Origin of the sequence: Streptomyces sp. C (assembly GCF_000158895.1) — a bacterium.
Classification (GTDB): Bacteria; Actinomycetota; Actinomycetes; order Streptomycetales; family Streptomycetaceae; genus Streptomyces; species Streptomyces racemochromogenes.
This window is the reverse complement of sequence record NZ_GG657750.1, coordinates 1,261,651-1,281,011: the sequence shown is the minus strand read 5'-3', so window position 1 is coordinate 1,281,011 and position 19,361 is coordinate 1,261,651. Positions and strand designations below refer to the sequence as shown.

Annotated in this window: 20 protein-coding genes and 1 pseudogene; 11 read left to right on the top strand and 10 right to left on the bottom strand. The window is 70.9% G+C overall.

Annotation, left to right across the window (positions count from 1 at the left end; genetic code table 11):
* Positions 1-419 precede the first annotated feature (419 nt).
* From SSNG_RS05560 to SSNG_RS41085, 6 genes are all read left to right on the top strand, one after another.
* Entirely contained in the window at positions 420-662 is a 243-nt protein-coding gene (locus tag SSNG_RS05560) for a DUF397 domain-containing protein (RefSeq protein ID WP_007262823.1), read from the top strand.
* A gap of 87 nt (positions 663-749) precedes the next feature.
* Positions 750-1,241: a hypothetical protein gene (locus SSNG_RS43520; RefSeq protein WP_007262822.1), complete on the top strand. Its 492-nt coding sequence runs from the start codon at positions 750-752 to the stop codon at positions 1,239-1,241.
* A 13-nt stretch (positions 1,242-1,254) separates the two neighbouring features.
* The gene (locus tag SSNG_RS05550; protein WP_007262821.1) at positions 1,255-2,151 is read left to right on the top strand and encodes a cupin; all 897 of its coding nucleotides are present in this window, start codon (positions 1,255-1,257) and stop codon (positions 2,149-2,151) included.
* 230 nt (positions 2,152-2,381) lie between these two features.
* Entirely contained in the window at positions 2,382-2,726 is a 345-nt protein-coding gene (locus SSNG_RS05545; RefSeq protein ID WP_050779553.1) for a hypothetical protein, read from the top strand.
* Complete coding sequence (locus SSNG_RS05540; protein WP_007262819.1) at positions 2,723-3,142, top strand: NUDIX hydrolase; 420 nt, start codon at positions 2,723-2,725, stop codon at positions 3,140-3,142. The genes SSNG_RS05545 and SSNG_RS05540 overlap by 4 nt, the downstream gene beginning before the upstream one ends.
* A 506-nt stretch (positions 3,143-3,648) precedes the next feature.
* Positions 3,649-3,891: a hypothetical protein gene (locus tag SSNG_RS41085; RefSeq protein ID WP_007262818.1), complete on the top strand. Its 243-nt coding sequence runs from the start codon at positions 3,649-3,651 to the stop codon at positions 3,889-3,891.
* A gap of 45 nt (positions 3,892-3,936) precedes the next feature.
* Here SSNG_RS41085 and SSNG_RS05535 read toward each other — a convergent pair whose 3' ends face one another.
* Positions 3,937-5,550: a recombinase family protein gene (locus SSNG_RS05535; protein ID WP_165364975.1), complete on the bottom strand. Its 1,614-nt coding sequence runs from the start codon at positions 5,548-5,550 to the stop codon at positions 3,937-3,939.
* Positions 5,551-5,616: 66 nt separating this feature from the next.
* Positions 5,617-6,456 carry an alpha/beta fold hydrolase gene (locus SSNG_RS05530; protein ID WP_007262815.1) on the bottom strand — a complete coding sequence of 280 codons (840 nt, stop codon included), beginning with the start codon at positions 6,454-6,456 and terminating at the stop codon, positions 5,617-5,619.
* A gap of 334 nt (positions 6,457-6,790) precedes the next feature.
* On the opposite strand from SSNG_RS05530, the gene SSNG_RS05525 reads away from it, so the two are divergent.
* A complete protein-coding gene (locus SSNG_RS05525; RefSeq protein WP_042800577.1) occupies positions 6,791-7,543 on the top strand; it encodes a GntR family transcriptional regulator in 753 nt (250 codons plus the stop codon).
* 72 nt (positions 7,544-7,615) lie between these two features.
* Here SSNG_RS05525 and SSNG_RS05520 read toward each other — a convergent pair whose 3' ends face one another.
* From SSNG_RS05520 to SSNG_RS05510, 3 genes are all read right to left on the bottom strand, one after another.
* Positions 7,616-8,770 carry an ROK family transcriptional regulator gene (locus SSNG_RS05520; protein WP_007262813.1) on the bottom strand — a complete coding sequence of 385 codons (1,155 nt, stop codon included), beginning with the start codon at positions 8,768-8,770 and terminating at the stop codon, positions 7,616-7,618.
* A gap of 99 nt (positions 8,771-8,869) precedes the next feature.
* Positions 8,870-9,520, bottom strand: coding sequence for a response regulator transcription factor (locus tag SSNG_RS05515; protein ID WP_007262812.1), 651 nt, complete (start codon positions 9,518-9,520; stop codon positions 8,870-8,872).
* A gap of 4 nt (positions 9,521-9,524) precedes the next feature.
* Positions 9,525-10,700 (bottom strand): histidine kinase, encoded by a 1,176-nt coding sequence (locus SSNG_RS05510; RefSeq protein WP_007262811.1) that lies wholly within the window; start codon positions 10,698-10,700, stop codon positions 9,525-9,527.
* Between the two features lie 108 nt (positions 10,701-10,808).
* Here SSNG_RS05510 and SSNG_RS05505 point away from each other — a divergent pair, with 108 nt between their 5' ends.
* From SSNG_RS05505 to SSNG_RS05495, 3 genes are read left to right on the top strand one after another with little or no spacing between them, the layout of a single operon-like run.
* Positions 10,809-11,723, top strand: coding sequence for an ATP-binding cassette domain-containing protein (locus SSNG_RS05505; RefSeq protein WP_007262810.1), 915 nt, complete (start codon positions 10,809-10,811; stop codon positions 11,721-11,723).
* Positions 11,724-11,727: 4 nt separating this feature from the next.
* Positions 11,728-12,495: an ABC transporter permease gene (locus tag SSNG_RS05500; protein ID WP_042800575.1), complete on the top strand. Its 768-nt coding sequence runs from the start codon at positions 11,728-11,730 to the stop codon at positions 12,493-12,495.
* 40 nt (positions 12,496-12,535) lie between these two features.
* Positions 12,536-12,973: a hypothetical protein gene (locus SSNG_RS05495; protein ID WP_007262808.1), complete on the top strand. Its 438-nt coding sequence runs from the start codon at positions 12,536-12,538 to the stop codon at positions 12,971-12,973.
* 13 nt (positions 12,974-12,986) lie between these two features.
* Here the strand turns inward: SSNG_RS05495 and mug are convergent, their stop codons facing one another.
* The 5 genes from mug to SSNG_RS05470 all read right to left on the bottom strand — a co-directional run bounded on the left by mug (position 12,987) and on the right by SSNG_RS05470 (position 18,394).
* A complete protein-coding gene (gene mug, locus SSNG_RS05490) occupies positions 12,987-13,532 on the bottom strand; it encodes a G/U mismatch-specific DNA glycosylase (RefSeq protein ID WP_007262807.1) in 546 nt (181 codons plus the stop codon).
* Positions 13,529-14,962 carry an adenylosuccinate lyase gene (purB, locus tag SSNG_RS05485; RefSeq protein ID WP_007262806.1) on the bottom strand — a complete coding sequence of 478 codons (1,434 nt, stop codon included), beginning with the start codon at positions 14,960-14,962 and terminating at the stop codon, positions 13,529-13,531. Before purB ends, mug begins: the two co-directional genes overlap by 4 nt.
* A 71-nt stretch (positions 14,963-15,033) precedes the next feature.
* Positions 15,034-15,816 (bottom strand): SGNH/GDSL hydrolase family protein, encoded by a 783-nt coding sequence (locus SSNG_RS05480; RefSeq protein WP_007262805.1) that lies wholly within the window; start codon positions 15,814-15,816, stop codon positions 15,034-15,036.
* A 221-nt stretch (positions 15,817-16,037) separates the two neighbouring features.
* The gene (locus tag SSNG_RS05475; protein WP_007262804.1) at positions 16,038-17,057 is read right to left on the bottom strand and encodes a hemolysin family protein; all 1,020 of its coding nucleotides are present in this window, start codon (positions 17,055-17,057) and stop codon (positions 16,038-16,040) included.
* On the bottom strand, positions 17,054-18,394 hold the full coding sequence (locus tag SSNG_RS05470) for a hemolysin family protein (RefSeq protein ID WP_007262803.1): 1,341 nt from the start codon (positions 18,392-18,394) through the stop codon (positions 17,054-17,056). Before SSNG_RS05470 ends, SSNG_RS05475 begins: the two co-directional genes overlap by 4 nt.
* A 211-nt stretch (positions 18,395-18,605) precedes the next feature.
* On the opposite strand from SSNG_RS05470, the pseudogene SSNG_RS05465 reads away from it, so the two are divergent.
* Positions 18,606-19,033: pseudogene (locus tag SSNG_RS05465) on the top strand (GNAT family N-acetyltransferase).
* The last annotated feature ends 328 nt before the right edge of the window (positions 19,034-19,361 follow it).

Genomic DNA, 19,361 nt, shown 5'->3' with positions numbered 1-19,361 from the left:
ACAGACTCAAACGGGCGGAGGAATCGCGATGTCGGACCACCCGGTAGACCCCGAGCCGCAGCCCAGGATGCGCCTGGCGGTCTACACCGTGACCCCCGGCGGCCAAGTCCGCGACCGTCGACCCGGCGTTTCGATACCCGAGGTCATGGACGCAGAAGTCACGGCCAACCCGCTCCGCTTCCCGCCGTGCCCCTGTGGAATCACCGGCCACTGAACACCAAAGGCTCCTGCCACATCCATCGCGGTGCGGCAGGTCTCCCGACCGGACAAGGCGAGGGCAGGGACAGGCCGTGTCCCGACTGGGCTGACGTGCCCAGCCCACCCCCGGCGGTGAGAGAAGCACGACCCCGGCATCAGAAAGGCCGGGCGCACGACGGTACGGAGACCGTCTCTCCGCACTCCGCGACAGAGGAGAAACCATGGCTCAGCAGGACCTGTACTCGCTGCCCATCGAGGGTGCCGAGTTCACGAAGCACTGCGGCGGCAACCTCCAGGGCGACCACGAGGCGTGCGTCGAGTACGCCGCGATCCCGGGCTCCACCGAGGGCTTCGTGCTCACCGACACCAAGGCCGGCGGGGCGGGCCAGCAGCTCCGCTTCACCACCGAGGAGCTGGACAACTTCGTCCTCGGCTACGCCGAGAAGCGCGGCCTGAGCATCTGACGCTCCACGCTCTCCGTCCCACCCAGTAAGGAGGCCGCCCCCATCGCAATTGGGGGCGGCCCACTTCAAGTCTACGAGGAACATCCATTGGTTAGGCGAGGGCACTTCCACGGATACGGCCCGTGGATCGGCAGCAGCAAGAGGTACGCCCAGGAGCACAACCGGAGGCCCGTCCACGAGATCGTTCCGGACAGGGAGCTGGACCCCAAGCTCTACGCCCGGTACACGGACGCGAAGAACGAGTTCCAGAACGGTGACCTGCCGCCGATGACGACTGCGCACTGGCTCCTCAAGACCAGGTCGTTTCACCGCTCGGATCAGATGTGGACGGACCCCGAAGAGGCCGTGATCTGGTTGAAGGGGATCTACGCGGAGAACCCGCCCGGGGAAGTCGGCGGGAAGCCGGGGTATCTCGACCTGGAGTCGAAGATCACCCACGCCAGGGAGTGCCTGGGGCTCGGGCAAGACGTGTCGTGGGTGTACTACTTCGCGGGCGCTGAGCGCATGGTGTCCTACTCGGTCGTCTGCTGCCCGAACCACTCCCACCCCGAGCTTGCGTGCCCCCTGCCGCTTGGCTGAGAGGAAGAGACAGGTGTCCTTACGGCTCCTGCTGCCCGAAGAGGGCGTGAAGGAACTCATGACTACGTGGCCCGATGAGCCGCGTGTCTACCAGCGCGACGTGGACCAGCTTGACCACGTGGTGAAGCTCCTCGACGCGTACATGGAGACGGGCTGTGCGCCGGCCTCCGAGATCGCCGTCGTCCGAGCCCCGAACCCGTCCCTGAACCCGTTGGTCTTCCAGACCAACGGGCGCACCGACCCCGCCAAGCTCCGGAAGCTGTACGAGTCCGGACACACGGTCCGCCTGGGAAACCTCCAGCGAGTCATGCCGCTCATGGCGGACATCTCCCACGGCATCCAGCAGGAGACGGGTTACTCGAACTACATCCACGCGTTCGTCACGCCGTCCGGTGAACAGGGGCTCCGCCACCACTGGGATCAGCAGATGGCGGTGATCGTCCAGCTTGAGGGAGTGAAGCGCTGGCAGCTCTGGAAGCCCCCGGTGGAAGCGCCCATGCGCGAGTTCAACGAGAGCTGGCGGGTCTGGAAGCAGGAGTACATCCCGACCTGGGAGGCCGCGGGCCCGGATCTGGAGATCCACCTCGAAGCAGGCCAGTCGATGCTGCTCCCCAGGGGATGGGTCCACAACCCTGCCGTGCTCGACACCAATGAGCGCAGCGTCCACCTGACCTTCGCCATCCGGGAACGCACCCCGTTCTGGATCGCCGAGCGCCTCGTCCAGGACGCCATCAAGGACCCCGAATTCCGCCGGGTCATCCTCCCCGAGCAGCTCAAGGACGAGGGCCTGGCCCACGAGGTGTCCGCCGTCAGGGAGGGCATCATCCGGTACTTCCAGCAGCTCGACCCGGCAGCGGTGGCCGGCGTTCTCCGCGACGCCTCGCTGACCGAGCTGGAGTACACGACGTAGCTGTAGCTGGGAGCCCACAAGACTCCACTCCCGCCGGGGTGGCCACGAGGAAGGCCCAGCCCGTCAGGGTTGGTGAGACCTCCGGCGGGAGTGGGTTACCCCCCACCAGCAGTGCGCGAGGAGCAATGAAGACTTCCGGAGTTCAAGCGTGCGGGGCCGTCACATCACTGCCTCATGAACTCAGGAGCGTCATTGAGTTCATGTCCGGAACAGATGCCACACCTGCCTGCATGCTCGACAAGACGGTCACCTGTGAACTGTCACCGCACGAGGGCAAGCATTACGGCGCCGTGGAGTACATCGACTCCGAAGCCAAGATGATCTGGGGTGTGTGGCGCGACGGCGGCACGATGCTGCTGCAAGCCCTCCCGGACTGCGGTGAGGGCAACTGTCTACCCGCCGGAGAAGACGACGCCTGTGTCCTGTTCGCCTCGCATCGAGGTCTGCACTCCTGGGACATGTACGACCCCGGGCTGGTCGCGGCTCGTCGGGAAGTGGAAAGGGAACGGCGGGCTGCGATGCGCACGAAGATCAAAGCCGTACCGATCAACGGGAAAGCGGAGGTCTCCCGATGACCGACAGCATGCGGGACGCCGCCGTGATCGTGGCCCTCGATGAGGCGGGCGGCGTGGCCATCCTCAGCTCGGACTTCGTCCGACATGGTGGCGAATACCTGTTCCTGCCCGGTGGCCGAGTCGAAGGGGATGAGACCCCGGAGGAGTGCGCGAGGCGAGAGCTTCTCGAAGAGGCCGGCATCACCGCGGATGAGTGGCGAACGCTTGGTTCATACGCCATCACCCTGGCCAGCACCGCACGGGTTCATCTCTTCGAGGCCCGACAGTTGACCATCGGCCCGCAGCAGCTCGAACCGTCGGAAACCGACTTCATCCTGTCCTGGTGGTCGATGGACGACGTGATCGAAGCCGTGCGAGAGGGTCGCTTCCTCCTCCCCGCCGGCCCCCTGGCGCTCATGCTGGCAGGTCGCTCGTAACACGGTCCCCGATCTTCCCTGACGTCTACGCGACGGGCGAGTGGGACAACGGCTGACACCACCATGATGACTGGAGCCCCCGGCTGCGGCTGGGGGCTTCGTGCTGTCCGAAAGACCCTGAACTCTTCCTGAAGCGCCCGTTGTTGGTGCTCTTCGGCGGCTGTAGAATAGTCCCAGACGGTCAGAATGGAAGCGCCGGAGGGTAAACCTCCGTGACGTGGAAGACACGACTGTCGGCGCGGGCGGGAGGTTCTCCCCCTGTGTCTCCCGGAAGCGGTGACGCTCCGGTGCCTGGCGGATTAGTCCCCGGGCGACGCCCGTTCTCAGCTAGACCGGTCGCGGGATTTTTCAACGACCTCAACGAAACGCTCCTGACTACAGGAGCGGCACAGTCGCGGGCGCTGTGTTCAAGGACAGACACACCGTCTGCCTTCGTTGAGGTTGGGACTTGTAGTCCCCTCCCTCTCTCGAAGAAGACGGCCGTAACCGTCTCAGGGAGGGACGACATGCAGGCCGATGAACATGTCCGCGCGCCGGAGCAGCACCGGTACGCCGCGCAGATCATCAACATCAGCGTTGGAGACAACTCGCCCGTCACGCTCACCGCGCCCGATCTTCATGCACGGTCAAGTGGCACTGCGGGTGAACCGCGCGGTGAGCGGTGGTGGTCCAGCACTCGTGTCTGGACCGTGATCGGCTCGGTAGCTGGAGTGGTGGGTGCGTTCGTCGCGGTGATCGCGCTCAGGTAGTCGAAGAGGGAACCCCCGGCGCCGGCCGGGGGTTCTCCTGGTCGATCAAGCCACTCGCTGCTGTACCTCCCCGACCACTTCTTCCTCATCGTCGGGTTCCTCGCCAGGCCAGTAGGTGGGCACCTCTAGCCACCAGTCGTCCTCGCTGATGAAGAACTTCACGCCGCGCTTGATGAGCAGTCGGCGGCGCTCCTCCCAGTCCATGTCGGGCCACATCTCCCCGAAGGTCTTGCCCTCCTCAATGTAGATCCAGCCGGCCTTGCGAGAGCCCTTGGCCTTGAGCGCTTCCAGCTCATCAGAGTGTCGCTTCATGCTTGCCGTCACGGAGTCCAGAGCAGGTCCCACCGGAACCAGAGCAAGACGCTCGGTGAGGTTGCCGATCGCTGTCTCCAGCTCCTTGATGCGGGTCGAGTGATCCTCGCCCGAGTCCCAGATGCGGCGGCGGTCGCGGTGCTCGCCTTCCTCATTCAGGAACTCGGCAGACAAGAACCGCTCCACGTTGTCCGAGGGCATCCCCACACCCGGGCAGGCTGGCTTGCCCTTGCGTTTCCGGCATCGGATGTAGACGTACTGGTGGTTTGGCTTGGTGCTGATCTGCCTGTTCATCGCGTACCCGCACCGGGCGCAGAAGGCAGTTCCCCGGATGCGGTCGCGGGTGTGCTCGGAGGAGTGGGGGGTGCCTTCCTTCTCCTTGAGGACCGACTGAAGTTCATCGAACTCCTCGTCGGTGAAGACTGCGGGGAAGGGACGGTACTCCGTACCGTCGTCGTTGAGGGTCGGCGTGCCCAGCTTGTTGACGCCCTTGCCTGTGCCGGTCATCTTCACACCGAGAAGTCGTCGGCTCTTGAGCATCCGGACGACCGTGCTCAGGCTCCATTCAGCAGGCTGGGGCTCAACACCCTCCTCTTGATGCAGCCGCTCGCCCGGCTTCCTTCCCTCGCGTACTCGCACCCAGTCCGCTGCCGTCAGCTCACCCATGTCGTTGAGCTTGTTCATCACGTCGGTCAGTGAGAGATCGTCGTGGACGATCCAGTTACGGATGTCGTGCAGCCTGTCGTACGTGTGCTTGTGCAGCACGAGAGTCTTGCGCTTCTTGGGGCCATTCGGGGTGTCGATCATCCGGAATACGGACTCGTACCCGTACGGAGTGGCTGCGGACTGCCAGGCTGCCGTGCGATGCCTGCGAGCGTGTGAGTCGGTGACTCGCTCGGTGATCGCCTCGACTTCTTTTTGAGGTGACACGGCCTTCATGTGGGCCATGACCTCGTCTTCGGCAGTCTCGAAGGAGAAGCCGGGATCGTTCAGGATGACGAGCTTCTTGCCGTTGTCCTTGAGCATCCAGTTGAACATGAGGAACCACCGAGCCCGCCGTACGGAACGGTCGAGCTTGGTGATCCAGACCTCATCCCAGAGCCCCATCTTGTCGGGCTCCAGCCACTCACCCAGGCCCCGACGATCGAAGATATCGATCTTGTAGCCGGACACGCCCTTGTCCACGGCTGTGCCCGCATGCTTTAGCGGACGGCCGTCAGCCTGCTCCCGCCGTAGCCGCTCAAAGAGGGTGAGATCCTGAGCCTCGATGCTGTCGCTCTTGAGAGCCCCTTTGAAGACGCTGACTCGCTCAAGGAACAGGACACCGATCGTGTCCTTGGTGCCCATGAAACCCATGCTGACCTCGGTATCCTCATCTCGCAATCGGTGGATACCTGCGCACGGGCTAAGCCGTCAGCTGGCCTGGCGGCACGTGTCGGAGATGACCCGTGACACCAGAGCGGGTGCGTCAGACATAGGAACGTGCCCGCAGCCCGGGAGCCGGACCAGCCGCGCCCCGGGGACGGTGCGCTTGGCCCGCACGCCCTGGCGGCGCAGCAGCAGCCGGTCCCGGGTGCCCCAGGCGATCGTGACGGGGACGCCGGGCACGTCGTCGGTGAAGCGGACGGAGCCGCCCGCCGCCAGGGTCTCCTCGAAGCCGGTGGCCTCCCGCAGGGCGAGGGTCTCGGCCACCACCGCCTCCGGGGCGCGGTGGGCGGGGCGGGCGTAGATGGTGCCGGTGAGGGCGGCGCGGCCCGGTCCGCTGCGCGAGAGCCGGTCCAGGGCCGGCAGGGGCAGCGCCCTGGCCCCGGCGCGCATGGCGCGCAGCGTGGTGAAGGCGTAGCGCCGCTCGGGCTCGGACCAGAACCCGGCGGGGGAGAGGGCGGTGACCGAGCGGGCGAGACCGGTGCGCCCCATCTCCAGGGCGAGCAGCCCGCCCAGGGAGTTGCCCGCGACGTGCGGGCGCTCGACCCCGAGCGCCGCGCAGAGCGCGCCGAGGGCCGGGGTGACGGTGGCGAGGTCGTACGGGACGCCTGCGGGCAGCGGTCCGGAGGCGCCGAATCCGGGCAGGTCGACGGCGATGACGTCGTGGTCGGCGGCCAGGACCTGGGTCACCGGATGCCAGGCCTGGAGGTGGTGGCCGATGCCGTGCAGCAGGAGAAGCGGTTCGCCGGCGCCCTTGCGCTCGTAGGCGACGGTGGCGGTGCGGGGGCCCAGCGGCGAATCGATCGTGAAGGAGACCGTGGCGGTCATGCTGCTCCTCGTCGGGTGGACGCGTATGAGACAGGCCGTCAGTAACGACTGCGTCCATGATTACCGTCGAGTAGCGTCCGGCTACAAGCCTTTGCGAAGTCTGTGCGACGCGCGGGTGCCGAGCGAGAACATCCTGTGAACGTGTTGCTACATATGCCCGATCTGCCCGGCAAAGCGGCGAGGATTGGTCTTGACCAAGGGGGTGCGCCGTCCTATCGTCGCGGATAGTGCAGGAACCTTTAATAAACAAGGGCGCGGAACTGCGGCGCGAAACCGCCGCTGGAACACGGCGGTGCCGGACACGGTGACAGCGGTGATTGCAGGAGGAGCCAGGGTGGGGACGACGCAGCTCGAATCGGTGCCGGAGCCGAAGTACTGGCACCTGAAGACCGTGCTCAGCGACGCGCTGGACCAGGACTTCGCGGTCGGCGAGGTCCTGCCGAACGAGCGTGAGCTCGCCGCGCGCTTCGGGGTCGCCCGCGCCACCCTGCGGCAGGCCCTGGAACAGCTCGAACTCGAAGGCCGCCTGCAGCGCCGCCGCGGCGTCGGCACCACCGTGGCCCCGCCGCGCGTGGGTGTCGCCGTCGGCAGCGCGCAGCAGGGCTGGCCCGGCGAGGGTTCCGACGGCTGGGAGGCCGTCGACGCGGTCGAGGCCGTCCCCGCCGCCGCCGTCCTCGGGGTCCTCGGGACCGCCGCCGACGAGCCCGTGCACACCGTGCGCCGGACCCGCGTCACGCAGGGCCAGGCCGTCGCCGCCGAGCTGCTGTACGTACCCGCCGCCTCCGTGCCCGGGCTCTCCGCCATCGACGCCCCCGCCGGCCCCGCCCGGGCCCGGGCCGTCATGCGGGAACTCCAGCGGCTCCCCCTGGAGGGGCAGGACCGCTCGGTCGAGCTGGGCTCCGCCCGCGCCGACGACGCCAAGGAGCTGGACCGGCTGCCCGGTGCGCCCGTGCTCCTGGTGACCACCCGCTACTTCACCGCTGCCGGCACCGCCGCCGTCTCGGTGGCCACGTACCGCGCCGACACCTGCCGCCTCACCTTCGGCGACTCGGGCGTGGAGATCACGGAGACCCGCGCGGCCTCCTGACCGCCCCGCACACGGACCCCGGGAGCCACAAGGCCCCGGGGTTTTCCGTACCCGGACGCGTCCACGGCCGGGTCAGCGGCGGGCGGTGACCGTCCGCTCCACCGCGAAGAGCTCTTCCTCCACGTGGTCCAGGGCCAGCCGCAGGGCGCCCGTCGCCACGGCGGCCTCGCCGAGCATGGACAGCGCCACCCGGGGCGGGCGCAGACAGTACCGCTCCAGCTCCTGGCGTAGCGGCTCCAGGACCCCGTCCAGTCCGGCCGCCCAGCCGCCCACGACCACCAGCTCCGGGTCCATCGCCAGCACCAGCGCCGCCACGTCGTGCACCAGCCGCTGGAGGAACCGGTCCACCGCGGCCACCGCCCGCTCGTCGCCCCGCTTGGCCATCGCGAACACCTCGGCGACCGCCGGCTCGTCCAGGGGGTGCAGGGGCTCGCCCGTCGTCGACAGCAGCCGCTCCGGGGTGGCCTCCCGGCCCAGCAGGTGCAGCGCGCCGATCTCGCCCGCCGCCCCGCCGAAGCCCCGGTGCAGCCTGCCGCCGATCAGCGAACCGGCGCCCGGGCTGAGCCCGGCCATCACGAACACCATGTCGTCGATGTCGCGCGCCGCACCCTTCCAGTGCTCGGCGAGCGCCGCCGCGTTGGCGTCGTTCTCCACCTGGACCGGGCAGCGGAACGAGCGCCGCAGCCGCTCGCCGAGCGGCAGTCCCGTCCAGCCCGGCAGGGCCGTGCCCAGGCGGACCGTCCCGTCCGCCTCGACGATGCCGGGGCTGCCGACCCCGACCGCGCGCAGCGAGTCGCGGGGGATCCCGGCCCGGCGCAGCAGATCGGCGACCGCCGTCCGCACGCGCTCCAGACGCTCATCGGCCGAAGCGGTCTCCGACACGTCCTTGGTGCCGGCCCCGATGACCCGGCCGTCGAGCCCGGACAGCAGCACCGCGATCCGGTGCGAACCGATCTCGATGCCGAGCAGGTGCCCCGCCTCGGCGCGGAAACGGAACCTCCTGGCCGGCCGGCCCTGGCGGCGGGCGCCTTCCTCGGCGACCGCCTCGACCACCAGGCCGGTGCCGATCAGCCCCTCCACGACCCCCTCGACGGTCGGCCGGGAGAGCCCGGTCAACCGCGTGAGGTCGGTGAGGGTGGGCGATCCGGCCGCCCGCAGCGCGCGAAGCACCACGGCCGAATTGATGCGCCGGAGCAGAGAGGGATCCCCGCCGGTCAGCTGCCCCAACGTGTGTCCTCCCAGCTAACGACCTTGTCAGGCGGATCGTACTGCGCCCCCGGTGCGGCGGCGAGAAGCGGCCCCCCGCCGGCGGGAACCGGCCCCGTCTCAGGCCGGCGAGACGAAGCCGGACTCGTACGCCGCGATCACCGCCTGGGTCCGGTCGCGCGCCCCCAGCTTGCCCAGGACCGCGCTCACATGGGACTTCACGGTCTCCGTCCCGACGATCAGCTCCCGGGAGATCTCCACGTTGGTCAGCCCCCGGGCCATCAGCCGCAGCACCGCCTCCTCCCGCTCCGTCAGCGCGGCCCGCTCCAGGACCGCGCGGGCCTCCCGGTTCCCGTACTCGGCGGCGAGGGCCCGTACGGCCGCGGGGAAGAGCAGGGTCTCGCCCTCGGCCACGAGCCGCACCGCGTGCACGATCTCCGAGGGTCGGGCCCGCTTCAGCAGGAAGCCGTCGGCTCCGGCGCGCAGCGCCTGGTAGACGTACTCGTCGTTCTCGAAGGTGGTGACCACGAGGATCTTCGGCGGGGAGTCCACCGACCGCAGGACCGCCCTGGTCGCCTCGATCCCGTCGAGCAGCGGCATCCGTACGTCCATCGCCACCACGTCCGGCCGCAACCGCCGCACGAGGGGGATGACGGACGCCCCGTCCGCGGCCTCCCCCACCACCTCGATGTCGGGCTGGGCCTCCAGGACGGCACGCAGACCCGCGCGCACCAGGGGCTCGTCGTCGACGAGCAGTACGGTAACCGGCATCCGGTCAGGGTATTCGCTCCAGCGGAAGCCGCGCGCACACCCGCCAACCACCCCCGTGGAGACCGGTTTCGGCCTCACCGCCGAGCAGCGCCGCCCGCTCCCTCATCCCCCGCAGACCGCTCCCGCCGCCCCTCGTGACGGAAGGACGCTCCGGCAGCGGGTTCGTCACCTCCAGTTCCAGCCGGCCCGCGGCCATGTCCACCCGTACCCGGACGGGAACGGGGCCGCAGTGGCGCAGCACATTGGTGAGCGCCTCCTGCAGGATCCGGTACCCCTCACGGGTGACCGGTCCGGGCAACTTCTCCAGCGGGCCCGTCAGTCGGGCGTCGACCTCCGCCCCCGAGGCGCGGGCCGACTCCAGCAGCCGGTCCGCCTCCATCAGGGTCGGCCGCTGCGACGGCTGCTGCGCGGACTCCCGCAGGACCAGCAGGACCCGCTCCAGATCCTCCAGCGCGGCCCGGCCGGTCTCCTCGATCGCGCTCAGCGCGCGGTCGGTGAACTCGGGGTCGCCGGCGGCCCGCGCGGCACCCGCCTGGACCACCGCCACCGTCAGGGCGTGCCCGATGGAGTCGTGCAGTTCGCGCGCGATCCGGGTCCGCTCCAGCAGCTGCTCCGTCCGCGCCTCCAGCGCGGTCAGCCGCTCGGCGGCCGACGGCCCCAGCAGGCGCCGGGCGATGGTGGTGATGAGCTCGCCCAGCAGGACCACGATCAGGACGAGCAGGAGGAGCGGCACCGGCACGAGGAGGGCCGCCGCCCAGCGCGGTGGGGTGAACGCCGCGGCGAGGTCCGAGCTGAGGGGGTGCCCGAGGGCGATCGTGGTCAGCTCGATGGCCTGGACCGGCAGCCACACCGTGGCGAACATGGCCGCCCCGGCGACGACGAGGCGTATCTCCAGCCACAGCACGGTCCGCCACCGGTCCGCCCAACGCGCCGACGGAGCACCGCCGATGAGACCCTCCCCACCGTCCCGGTCCTGCGGGGTGAGCAGGAACTGCGCCTGGAGCCCCTCGGCCAGCCGCACCCACGGCACGAGGCCGAACGGTATGACGATGAGCAGCGGCACCCACGGGGCGCGCGGGTTGATGAACATCCACAGGGCGAGCAGCAGCACCGGGACGCACAGGTGCAGCCAGCGCGAGTACGTCACTGGCCGGAACGGGGCACGGAGCAGTCGGATCATGCCCCCATCGTGGCAGCGCGTGGGCCGGTGCCGTCTCCCCCACGTGGGGGAGACGGCACCCTCGCACGGGGGAGGGAGCGCACCGGGGCGGACGGCGAACCTTGAGCCATGAACCGCATCGAGATCCGCGAACTGACCAAGGACCACGGCACCCGACGGGTCGTGGACCACCTCACCTTCGACGTCCTGCCGGGCAGGGTCACCGGGTTCCTGGGGCCCAACGGGGCCGGCAAGTCCACCACCATGCGCCTGGTCCTGGGCCTGGACCGGCCCACCGCCGGCAGCGCCGCCATCGCCGGGCGCCGGTTCACCGACCTGCGGACCCCGCTGCGCGAGGTGGGCGCCCTGCTCGACCCACAGGCGCCCCACGCCGGGCGCAGGGCCCGGGACCACCTCCTCGCGCTCGCCGTCAGCAACGGCATCCCGGCCGCCCGGGTGGACGAGGTCCTCGAACGGGCAGGCCTCGCGGCGGTCGCCCGCCGCCGGATCGGCACCTTCTCACTCGGCATGCGCCAGCGCCTGGGCATAGCCGCCGCCCTGCTGGGCGACCCGGGGGTCCTGCTGCTGGACGAGCCGACCAACGGCCTCGACCCGGAAGGGATCATCTGGATCCGCGAGCTGATGCGAAGCCTCGCCGCCGAGGGGCGCACGGTCTTCGTCTCCAGCCATCTGATGGCCGAGTCCGCCTCGTTCGTCGACCACCTCGTCATCCTCGGGCAGGGCCAACTGCTCGCCGACACCCCGCTCCAGGAGTTCATCGACGCCCGCAGCACGCCCAGGGTGCGGCTGCGGACCGCCGAGCCGGACCGGCTGGCGGCCGCCCTGGCCCGCGAGGGCCTGCGCATGGCCGCCGCCGAGGACGGTCGCTGGACCGTCGACGGCGTACAGGCCGAACGGATCGGGGCCCTCGCCGCCCGGGAGGGCATCGCCGTGCTCGAACTCTCCGACGAGCGGGCCTCACTGGAGCAGGCCTACCTCGACCTCACCGCCGACCGCACCCCCTTCTCCGCCACCGCCGCCTGACCCGATGGGAGCCACCGCCGTGACCGCCGCCGCCCTGCCCACCGTCCCCGTCCTGCACTCGGAATGGATCAAGATACGGTCCGCCCGCGCGGTCCTCGGATCGCTGGTGGCCGTCTTCGCCGCCACCGCGGGCGTCACCGTCCTCACCGCCGCCGCCATCGGCACCTCCGAGCCCGGAGCCATGGGCGAGGACCGCCTCCTCGGAGCCTTCTTCGGCGTCAACTTCGGCCAGATAGCGGCCATCGCCTTCGGCGCGACCGCCTTCGCGGGCGAGTTCCGGGCCGGCGCCCTGCGGATCTCGCTGACCGCCGTGCCCAACAGGACCCGGCTGTACCTGTCCAAGGCCGCCGCCGTGGCCGGACTCGCCTTCATCGTCGGACAGGTCACCGGTCTCGTCACCTTCGTCGCCGGGCAGGCGTTCATGGGGGACGACGCCCTGTCCCTCGGCGACCCCGGGACGGTGCGTGCCGTCTTCGGCAGCGGTGCCTACCTCACTCTGATCGCCCTGCTGTCGGCCGGCCTGACCGCCCTGGTGCGCAGCGGCACCCTGGTGATGAGCCTGCTCATACCCTTCCTGCTGATCGTGCCCTTCGTGGTGGGTCAGGTCGTGGGCGGAGCCATGCGGTTCATGCCGGACCGGGCGGGCCAGATGGTGATGAGGGCGCAGGCGGACGGGGCGCTGGGGCCCTGGAGCGGGCTCGCGGTGGCCGGGCTGTGGGCCCTCGCCGCCCTGACCGCGGGCTGGCTGGCAGTACGTCGGCGCGACGCGTGACGCCGGGCCAGTTGTCAGTGGCCCGCCCGATACTGACGGCATGACCACGGCAGACCATCTCGACACGATCGACCGGCTGCGAACGCGGGAGTTCCCGTCCGGGCCGGCCGTGTCCGGTGAACAGAGCGCGGGCCCGGGTTACCACCTGGTCCAGCTCAGCCGGACCCGGGACTTCTGGGACGACGACGGATCCGGCTGGGAGGAGGCCGAGGATCAGATCAGCGCCGAGTACGCGGCGCTCGCCCAGGCGGTGACCGACCGGTGGGGGCCGCCCCAGATATTCGCCCTGGGATCGCTGCTGGACCGGGGGTTCGACGGGGAGGAGATACCGGAACCGTGGGATGAGCTGTGCAACATCACCGACCATGTGCACCTGTGGCGGGCCGGGGAGCGGTGGCTGGTGGTCTGCGTCGCCCAATGGGACAAGGAGTTCCCCTTCATGCTGATGGCAGGGGTCACCGTCGTCGACCCGCCGTAGCCGGCGGCGGGACTCAGGGGCCGTCGGAGCTCGCGGCCCGACGCAGGCGGGCGTACTCCTCGGCCATCGACTCGGCGGTCCAGTGGGCGTTCAGCCCGCTGGGGTTGGGCAGGGCCCAGATGCGGGTGGCGCCGATGGTGCGCTCCTGGGGGCCGATCACGGCCTTCCGCTCCCCGAAGGCCGTGCGGTAGGCGGTCACGCCGACCACGGCGAGCCACTGGGGGCGCAGCAGTTCCACCTTGGCCGTCAGGATCCGGCCGCCCTCGCGGAACTCCTCGGCGCTCAGCTCGTCGGCCCGGGCGGTGGCCCGGGCGACGACGTTGGTGATGCCCAGGCGGTAGGACAGCAGCTCCTGCTGCTCCTCGGGGGCGAGCCTGCGGGGGGTGAAGCCCGACAGGTGCAGGACCGGCCAGAAGCGGTTGCCGGGGCGGGCGAAGTGGTGGCCCGTCGCGGCGGAGAGGAGACCCGGATTGATCCCGCAGAACAGCACACGCAGACCGCCCGCGACCACGTCCGGGAGGACGCGGCCGCGGGCGGCTTCGAGCTCGTCGGGGGTCAGAGGATCGACCCCGGAGCGTAACCGGCGGCCTCCGGGTGCTCCTTGGCGATGGCCTCGATACGAGAGACCACGGCGGCGACCTGGTCACCCGCGGCCCCCGTGAAGGAGAGCTTGTCGGCCATCAGGGCGTCCAGCTGCGCGCGGTCCAGCGGCATCCGCTCGTCGGCCGCCAGCTTGTCCAGCAGCTCGTTGCGCTCGGCGCCCTGCTCGCGCATGGCCAGGGCGGAGGCCACGGCGTGCTCCTTGATGACCTCGTGCGCGGCCTCGCGGCCCACACCGGCCCGCACCGCGCCCATCAGCACCTTGGTGGTGGCGAGGAAGGGCAGGTAGCGGTCCAGCTCGCGGGCCACGACGGCCGGGAAGGCGCCGAACTCGTCGAGGACCGTCAGGAAGGTCTCCAGCAGGCCGTCGAAGGCGAAGAACGCGTCGGGCAGGGCCACCCGGCGGACGACGGAGCAGGAGACGTCGCCCTCGTTCCACTGGTCGCCTGCCAGCTCGGCCGTCATCGAGGCGTAGCCGCGCAGGATGACCATGAGACCGTTCACGCGCTCGCAGGAGCGGGTGTTCATCTTGTGGGGCATCGCGGAGGAGCCGACCTGGCCGGGCTTGAAGCCCTCGGTGACCAGCTCGTGGCCGGCCATCAGGCGGATCGTCTTCGCGATCGAGGAGGGGGCGGCGGCCAGCTGGACCAGGGCCGAGACCACGTCGTAGTCCAGCGAGCGCGGGTAGACCTGGCCCACCGAGGTGAACGCCTGGGCGAAGCCGAGGTGGGCGGCGATCCGCTGCTCCAGGTCGGCCAGCTTGGAGGCGTCGCCGCCCAGCAGGTCCAGCATGTCCTGGGCGGTGCCGACCGGGCCCTTGATCCCGCGCAGCGGGTAGCGCTGGAGGAGGTTCTCCAGGCGGTCGTAGGCGACGAGCAGCTCGTCGGCGGCGGTCGCGAAGCGCTTGCCCAGCGTGGTCGCCTGCGCGGCCACGTTGTGGGAGCGGCCGGCCATGACCAGCTCGGCGTGCTCGCCGGCGAGCTTGCCGAGGCGGGCCAGGACGGCGACCGTGCGGTCGCGCACCAGCTCCAGCGAGAGCCGGATCTGGAGCTGCTCGACGTTCTCGGTGAGGTCGCGGGAGGTCATGCCCTTGTGGACGTGCTCGTGGCCGGCGAGGGCGTTGAACTCCTCGATCCGGGCCTTCACGTCGTGGCGGGTGACCTTCTCGCGCTCGGCGATGGAGGCGAGGTCGACGGTCTCCAGGACGCGCTCGTAGTCGGCGAGGGCGGCGTCGGGGACCTCGATGCCGAGGTCCTTCTGGGCGCGCAGCACGGCGAGCCACAGCCGCCGCTCCAGCGTGACCTTGTACTCGGGGGACCACAGGACGGCGAGCTCCGCGGAGGCGTAGCGGCCGGCCAGGACATTGGGGATGCGGGGCTTGGCAGTCACGTGTAGGGATTCTACTTGGGCCGCGGCTGTGCGTTTACGCAGGTAGAGGCAGCCCTCGGGATTGTGGGTTACTACGAGAGCGGCGGGGTCCCGTACGGCAGCAGCTCCGGCCGCTTCGCGGGGCGGCCGTCCCCCGAGGACCGGCCCGTCAGCCGGCGCCCGATCCAGGGGAGCAGGTGCTGCCGGGCGAAACGCAGGTCCTCGGCCCGGCGCACGGGCCAGCCCGGCGCGGTGGCCGCAGGCAGCGGCGCCCGCCAGTCCTCCTCGGCCGGCAGCCCCAGAGTCTGCCAGACGGCCTCGGCCACCCTGCGGTGACCCTCCGGGGTCAGGTGCAGCCGGTCGACGTCCCACAGCCGCGGGTCCCCGAGCACGGGCGCCCCGTACAGGTCCACCAGCAGCGCCCCGTGGCGCCCGGCGAGTTCTTCGAGGATGCCGAAGAGCTCCTCCATGCGCGGCCGGAAGCGTTTCATCACCGGGCCGTTGCGGCCGGGTGAGCGCATCAGCACCAGGTGCTTGCACGACGGCGCGAGGAGCTCCACCGCACCCTCCAGGTGCGCCCGGACCCGGCCCATGTCCACCTTGGGGCGCAGCGCGTCGTTGAGCCCGCCCACCAGGGTCACCACGTCCGCGCCCATCGCGGCGGCGGCCGGGGCCTGGTCCTCGGCGATCTGGCCGATCAGCTTGCCGCGCACGGCCAGGTTCGCGTAGCGGAAGCCCGGCTCGCGCGCGGCGAGCCGGGCGGCCAGCAGGTCGGCCCAGCCCCGGTAGGAGCCGTCCGGCAGCAGGTCGGACATCCCCTCGGTGAAGGAGTCCCCGACCGCGACAAAACTGGTGTACGACGCATTCATCTCCATGGCGGAGCGATGCTACCGCGCGGTACGGCTCCCTTCCCAGGGCCCTAGGGGGTGTCCGCAAAGTCTCGCCTGCCCCGCGACGCCCGGCACGCGCTCTCGCCGCACCGGACGAAAGCCCAAGCACGGACAGTACGCGGGCTTCCTCCCGGCACGCCGAGAGCACGCACCGGACGCCGCGGGGCCCGCCCTCCGGGCGGACGGCGCCACTTTGCGGACACCCCCTAGGTGGAGGCGGGCCGGCCGAACAGCTCGCGCAGCACGTCCTCCATCGTCACCAGCCCCGCCAGCGCCCCGTCCGCCCCGAGGACCGCCGCCAGGTGCGTACGGCTGCGCCGCATGGCGGTCAGCACGTCGTCCAGCGGGGTCTCGGCCCGCACCTGGGCGATCGGGCGCAGCGCGGTCCGCGGGAAGGGCTCGTCCCGTTCCAGCACGTCCAGGGCGTCCTTGACGTGCAGGTACCCCAGGATCCGCTGCCGGGCGTCGACCACCGGGAACCGGGAGTACCCCGACTCGGCGGACAGGGCCTCCAGGGCGGCCGCGGTGATGCCCTGCCGGGCCGTGACGACCCGGTCCACGGGCAGCACCACGTCGGCGACGGGGCGCCGGCCCAGTTCGAGGGCGTCGTGCAGCCGCTCGCTCGCCCGGTCGTCGATGAGCCCCGCGTCACTGGAGTCCTTGACCATCCGGGCCAGCTCGTCGTCCGAGAACGTCGCCGCGACCTCGTCCTTCACCTCCACCCGCAGCAGCCGCAGCAGGGCGTTGGCGAAGGCGTTCACCGCGAAGATCACCGGCCTCAGGCCCCGGGTCAGGGCGACCAGCGGAGGCCCCAGCGCCAGCGCGGTGCGCACCGGCTCGGCCAGTGCCACGTTCTTCGGGACCATCTCGCCGAACAGCATGTGCAGGTACGTGGCCAGCGCCAGGGCGATGACGAAGGAGATCGCGTGCGTCACTCCGGACGGCACCCCGACCGCGTCGAGCAGCGGGCTCAGCAGGTGCGCGATGGCCGGCTCGGCCACCACGCCGAGCACCAGGGTGCACAGGGTGATGCCGAGCTGCGCCGCCGCCATCAGGGCCGACACGTGCTCCAGCCCCCACAGCACCGCCCGGGCCCGGCGGTCGCCCTGCTCGGCGTACGGCTCGATCTGGCTGCGCCGGACCGAGATCAGCGCGAACTCCGCGCCGACGAAGAAGGCGTTGACGACCAGAGTCGCCAGGCCGATCAGCAGCTGGATCGCGGTCATCGGGTCTCCTCCGCGGTCTCGTCGCCGACGGGTCCGGCCGGCTCGTGCAGGAGCACGCGGGCGGCCCGGCGTCCGCTGGCGTCGACCACGTCCAGGCGCCAGCCGTCCAGCTCCAGGCGGTCACCGACGGCCGGGATCCGGCCCAGCTCGGTGGCTATCAGCCCGGCCAGGGTCTCGTACGGGCCCTCGGGCACCCGCAGGCCGATCCGCCGGAGCTGGTCGGTGCGCGCGGCGCCGTCGGCCGAGTACAGGGTGCGGCCCGCCTCGTCCGTGCCGGCCGGGGCAAGGTCGGGGGTCTCGTGCGGGTCGTGCTCGTCGCGCACCTCGCCGACGACCTCCTCGACGATGTCCTCCAGGGTGGCCACTCCGGCCGTGCCGCCGTACTCGTCGATCACCACGGCCATCGTCTGCCTGCCCGACAGCCGGTCCAGCAGCCGGTCCACGGTCAGCGACTCCGGTACCAGGAGCGGCTCGCGCAGCAGCCCGGAGACCGGATGGCGGTGCCGCTCGGCGGCGGGCAGGGCCAGTACGTCCTTGATGTGGACGATGCCGACCACGGTGTCGAGGCTGCCCCGGTAGACGGGGAAGCGCGACAGTCCGGTGGCCATGGTCGCGTTGGCCACGTCCTCGGCGGTGGTGTGCACGTCGAGGGCCGTGACCTGGACGCGCGGGGTCATCACGTTCTCCGCGATCAGGTCGGCGAGGTTCAGGGTCCGCACGAACAGCTCGGCGGTGTCCTTCTCCAGCGCGCCGGCCTTGGCGGAGTGCCGGGCCAGCGCCACCAGCTCCTGCGGGCTGCGGGCGGAGGCCAGCTCCTCGGCGGGCTCCATGCCCATGCGCCGGACCATGTGGTTGGCGGTGGTGTTCAGATGGCTGATCAGCGGCCTGAACGCGCGCGAGAAGACCCGCTGCATGGTCGCCACGCGTTTGGCGATGGCCAGCGGCGAGGAGATCGCCCAGTTCTTGGGGACCAGTTCGCCGACGACCATCAGGACCACCGTCGACAGGACGGTGCCGAGGACCAGGGCGGTGGAGGAGGCGGCGCCGGCCGACAGGCCCAGGTCCTGGAACGGGCCCGTGAGCAGGGCCGCGATCGAGGGCTTGGAGATCATGCCGATGACCAGGCCGGTCACGGTGATGCCGAGCTGCGCTCCGGAGAGCTGGAAGGTGAGGCTGCGGACCGCGGCCAGAGCGCTGTCCGCTCCGCGCTCGCCGCGCTCGACGGCCCGTTCGAGCTCGCTGCGCTCGATGGTCGTCAGCGAGAACTCGGCGGCGACGAACGCTCCACAGGCAAGGCAGAGCAGCAGCGCCACGATGAGCAGGAGTACCTCGGTCATCGGTCGTTCACCTCCGTCCCATGTTCGGTCAGGAGGAGGGGGGCCGCGCGATGTCGCGGACCGGGGTGTCGGTGACTGGGAGGCTCGCCCATGGGCGGACGCTCACACCTTTCGTCGTCGATCGGGGAAACCGTTCACCACATGGTAAAGGAAAGGCAAAGGGAATGGGTCATCCTTTTGGGCGAGCGGCCGTGGATGGTGGGATCCCGGAATGAACGATCTTCACATCGGCCCCGCTTCGGCCCCCGACCTGCCCGCCGTCCTGGACTTCTGGAAGGACGCCGCCAAGGGCGCGAGCATCAGCGACGACCTGGCCGGAGTCGAACGGCTGCACGCGCGCGACCCCGAGGCCCTGCTGCTCGCCCGGCGCGACGGCGAGCTCGTCGGCACCGTGATCGCGGGCTTCGACGGCTGGCGCTGCCACCTGTACCCGGCTCGCCGTGCACCCGGACCACCGCCGGCAGGGCATCGGGCTCCGCACTGCTGGCGGCCGCCGAGGAGCGGTTCGCCGCGCTGGGCGGCCGGCGCGCCGACGCGATGGTGCTCGACGGGAACGAGCAGGCGCACGGGGCGTGGCGGGCGGCCGGCTACGGCCCCGAGGACATCTGGACCCGCTGGGTCAAGCCGCTCGCGGGCTGACCCGCCGCCGCCCGGACGGCCGTCCGGGTGAACGCCCCCGCCCCGGCCCCGCCCCCGCCCCGGCCCCGCCCCGCCCCCGGCCCTGCTCCACCCCGTACGTCCGGCCCGCCCCCTCGAACGCGCGGCCGGGGTCGATTCGAGCCGGAAGCGCCGCCCCGGCTACGCCCAGCCAGCCCCGTGCTCATGGATCCGGACACGCGGCAGGGCCGTCCGGCCCGCCCGCCCCCGCGCGGCTCCCGGGATCTCGGCCTCAGTGGATCATGCAAAGGCGCACCCGGGGCGGCCGCCCGCCCCCGCCGCACGCCCCGCCCCGGCGTGATCAAGTGCC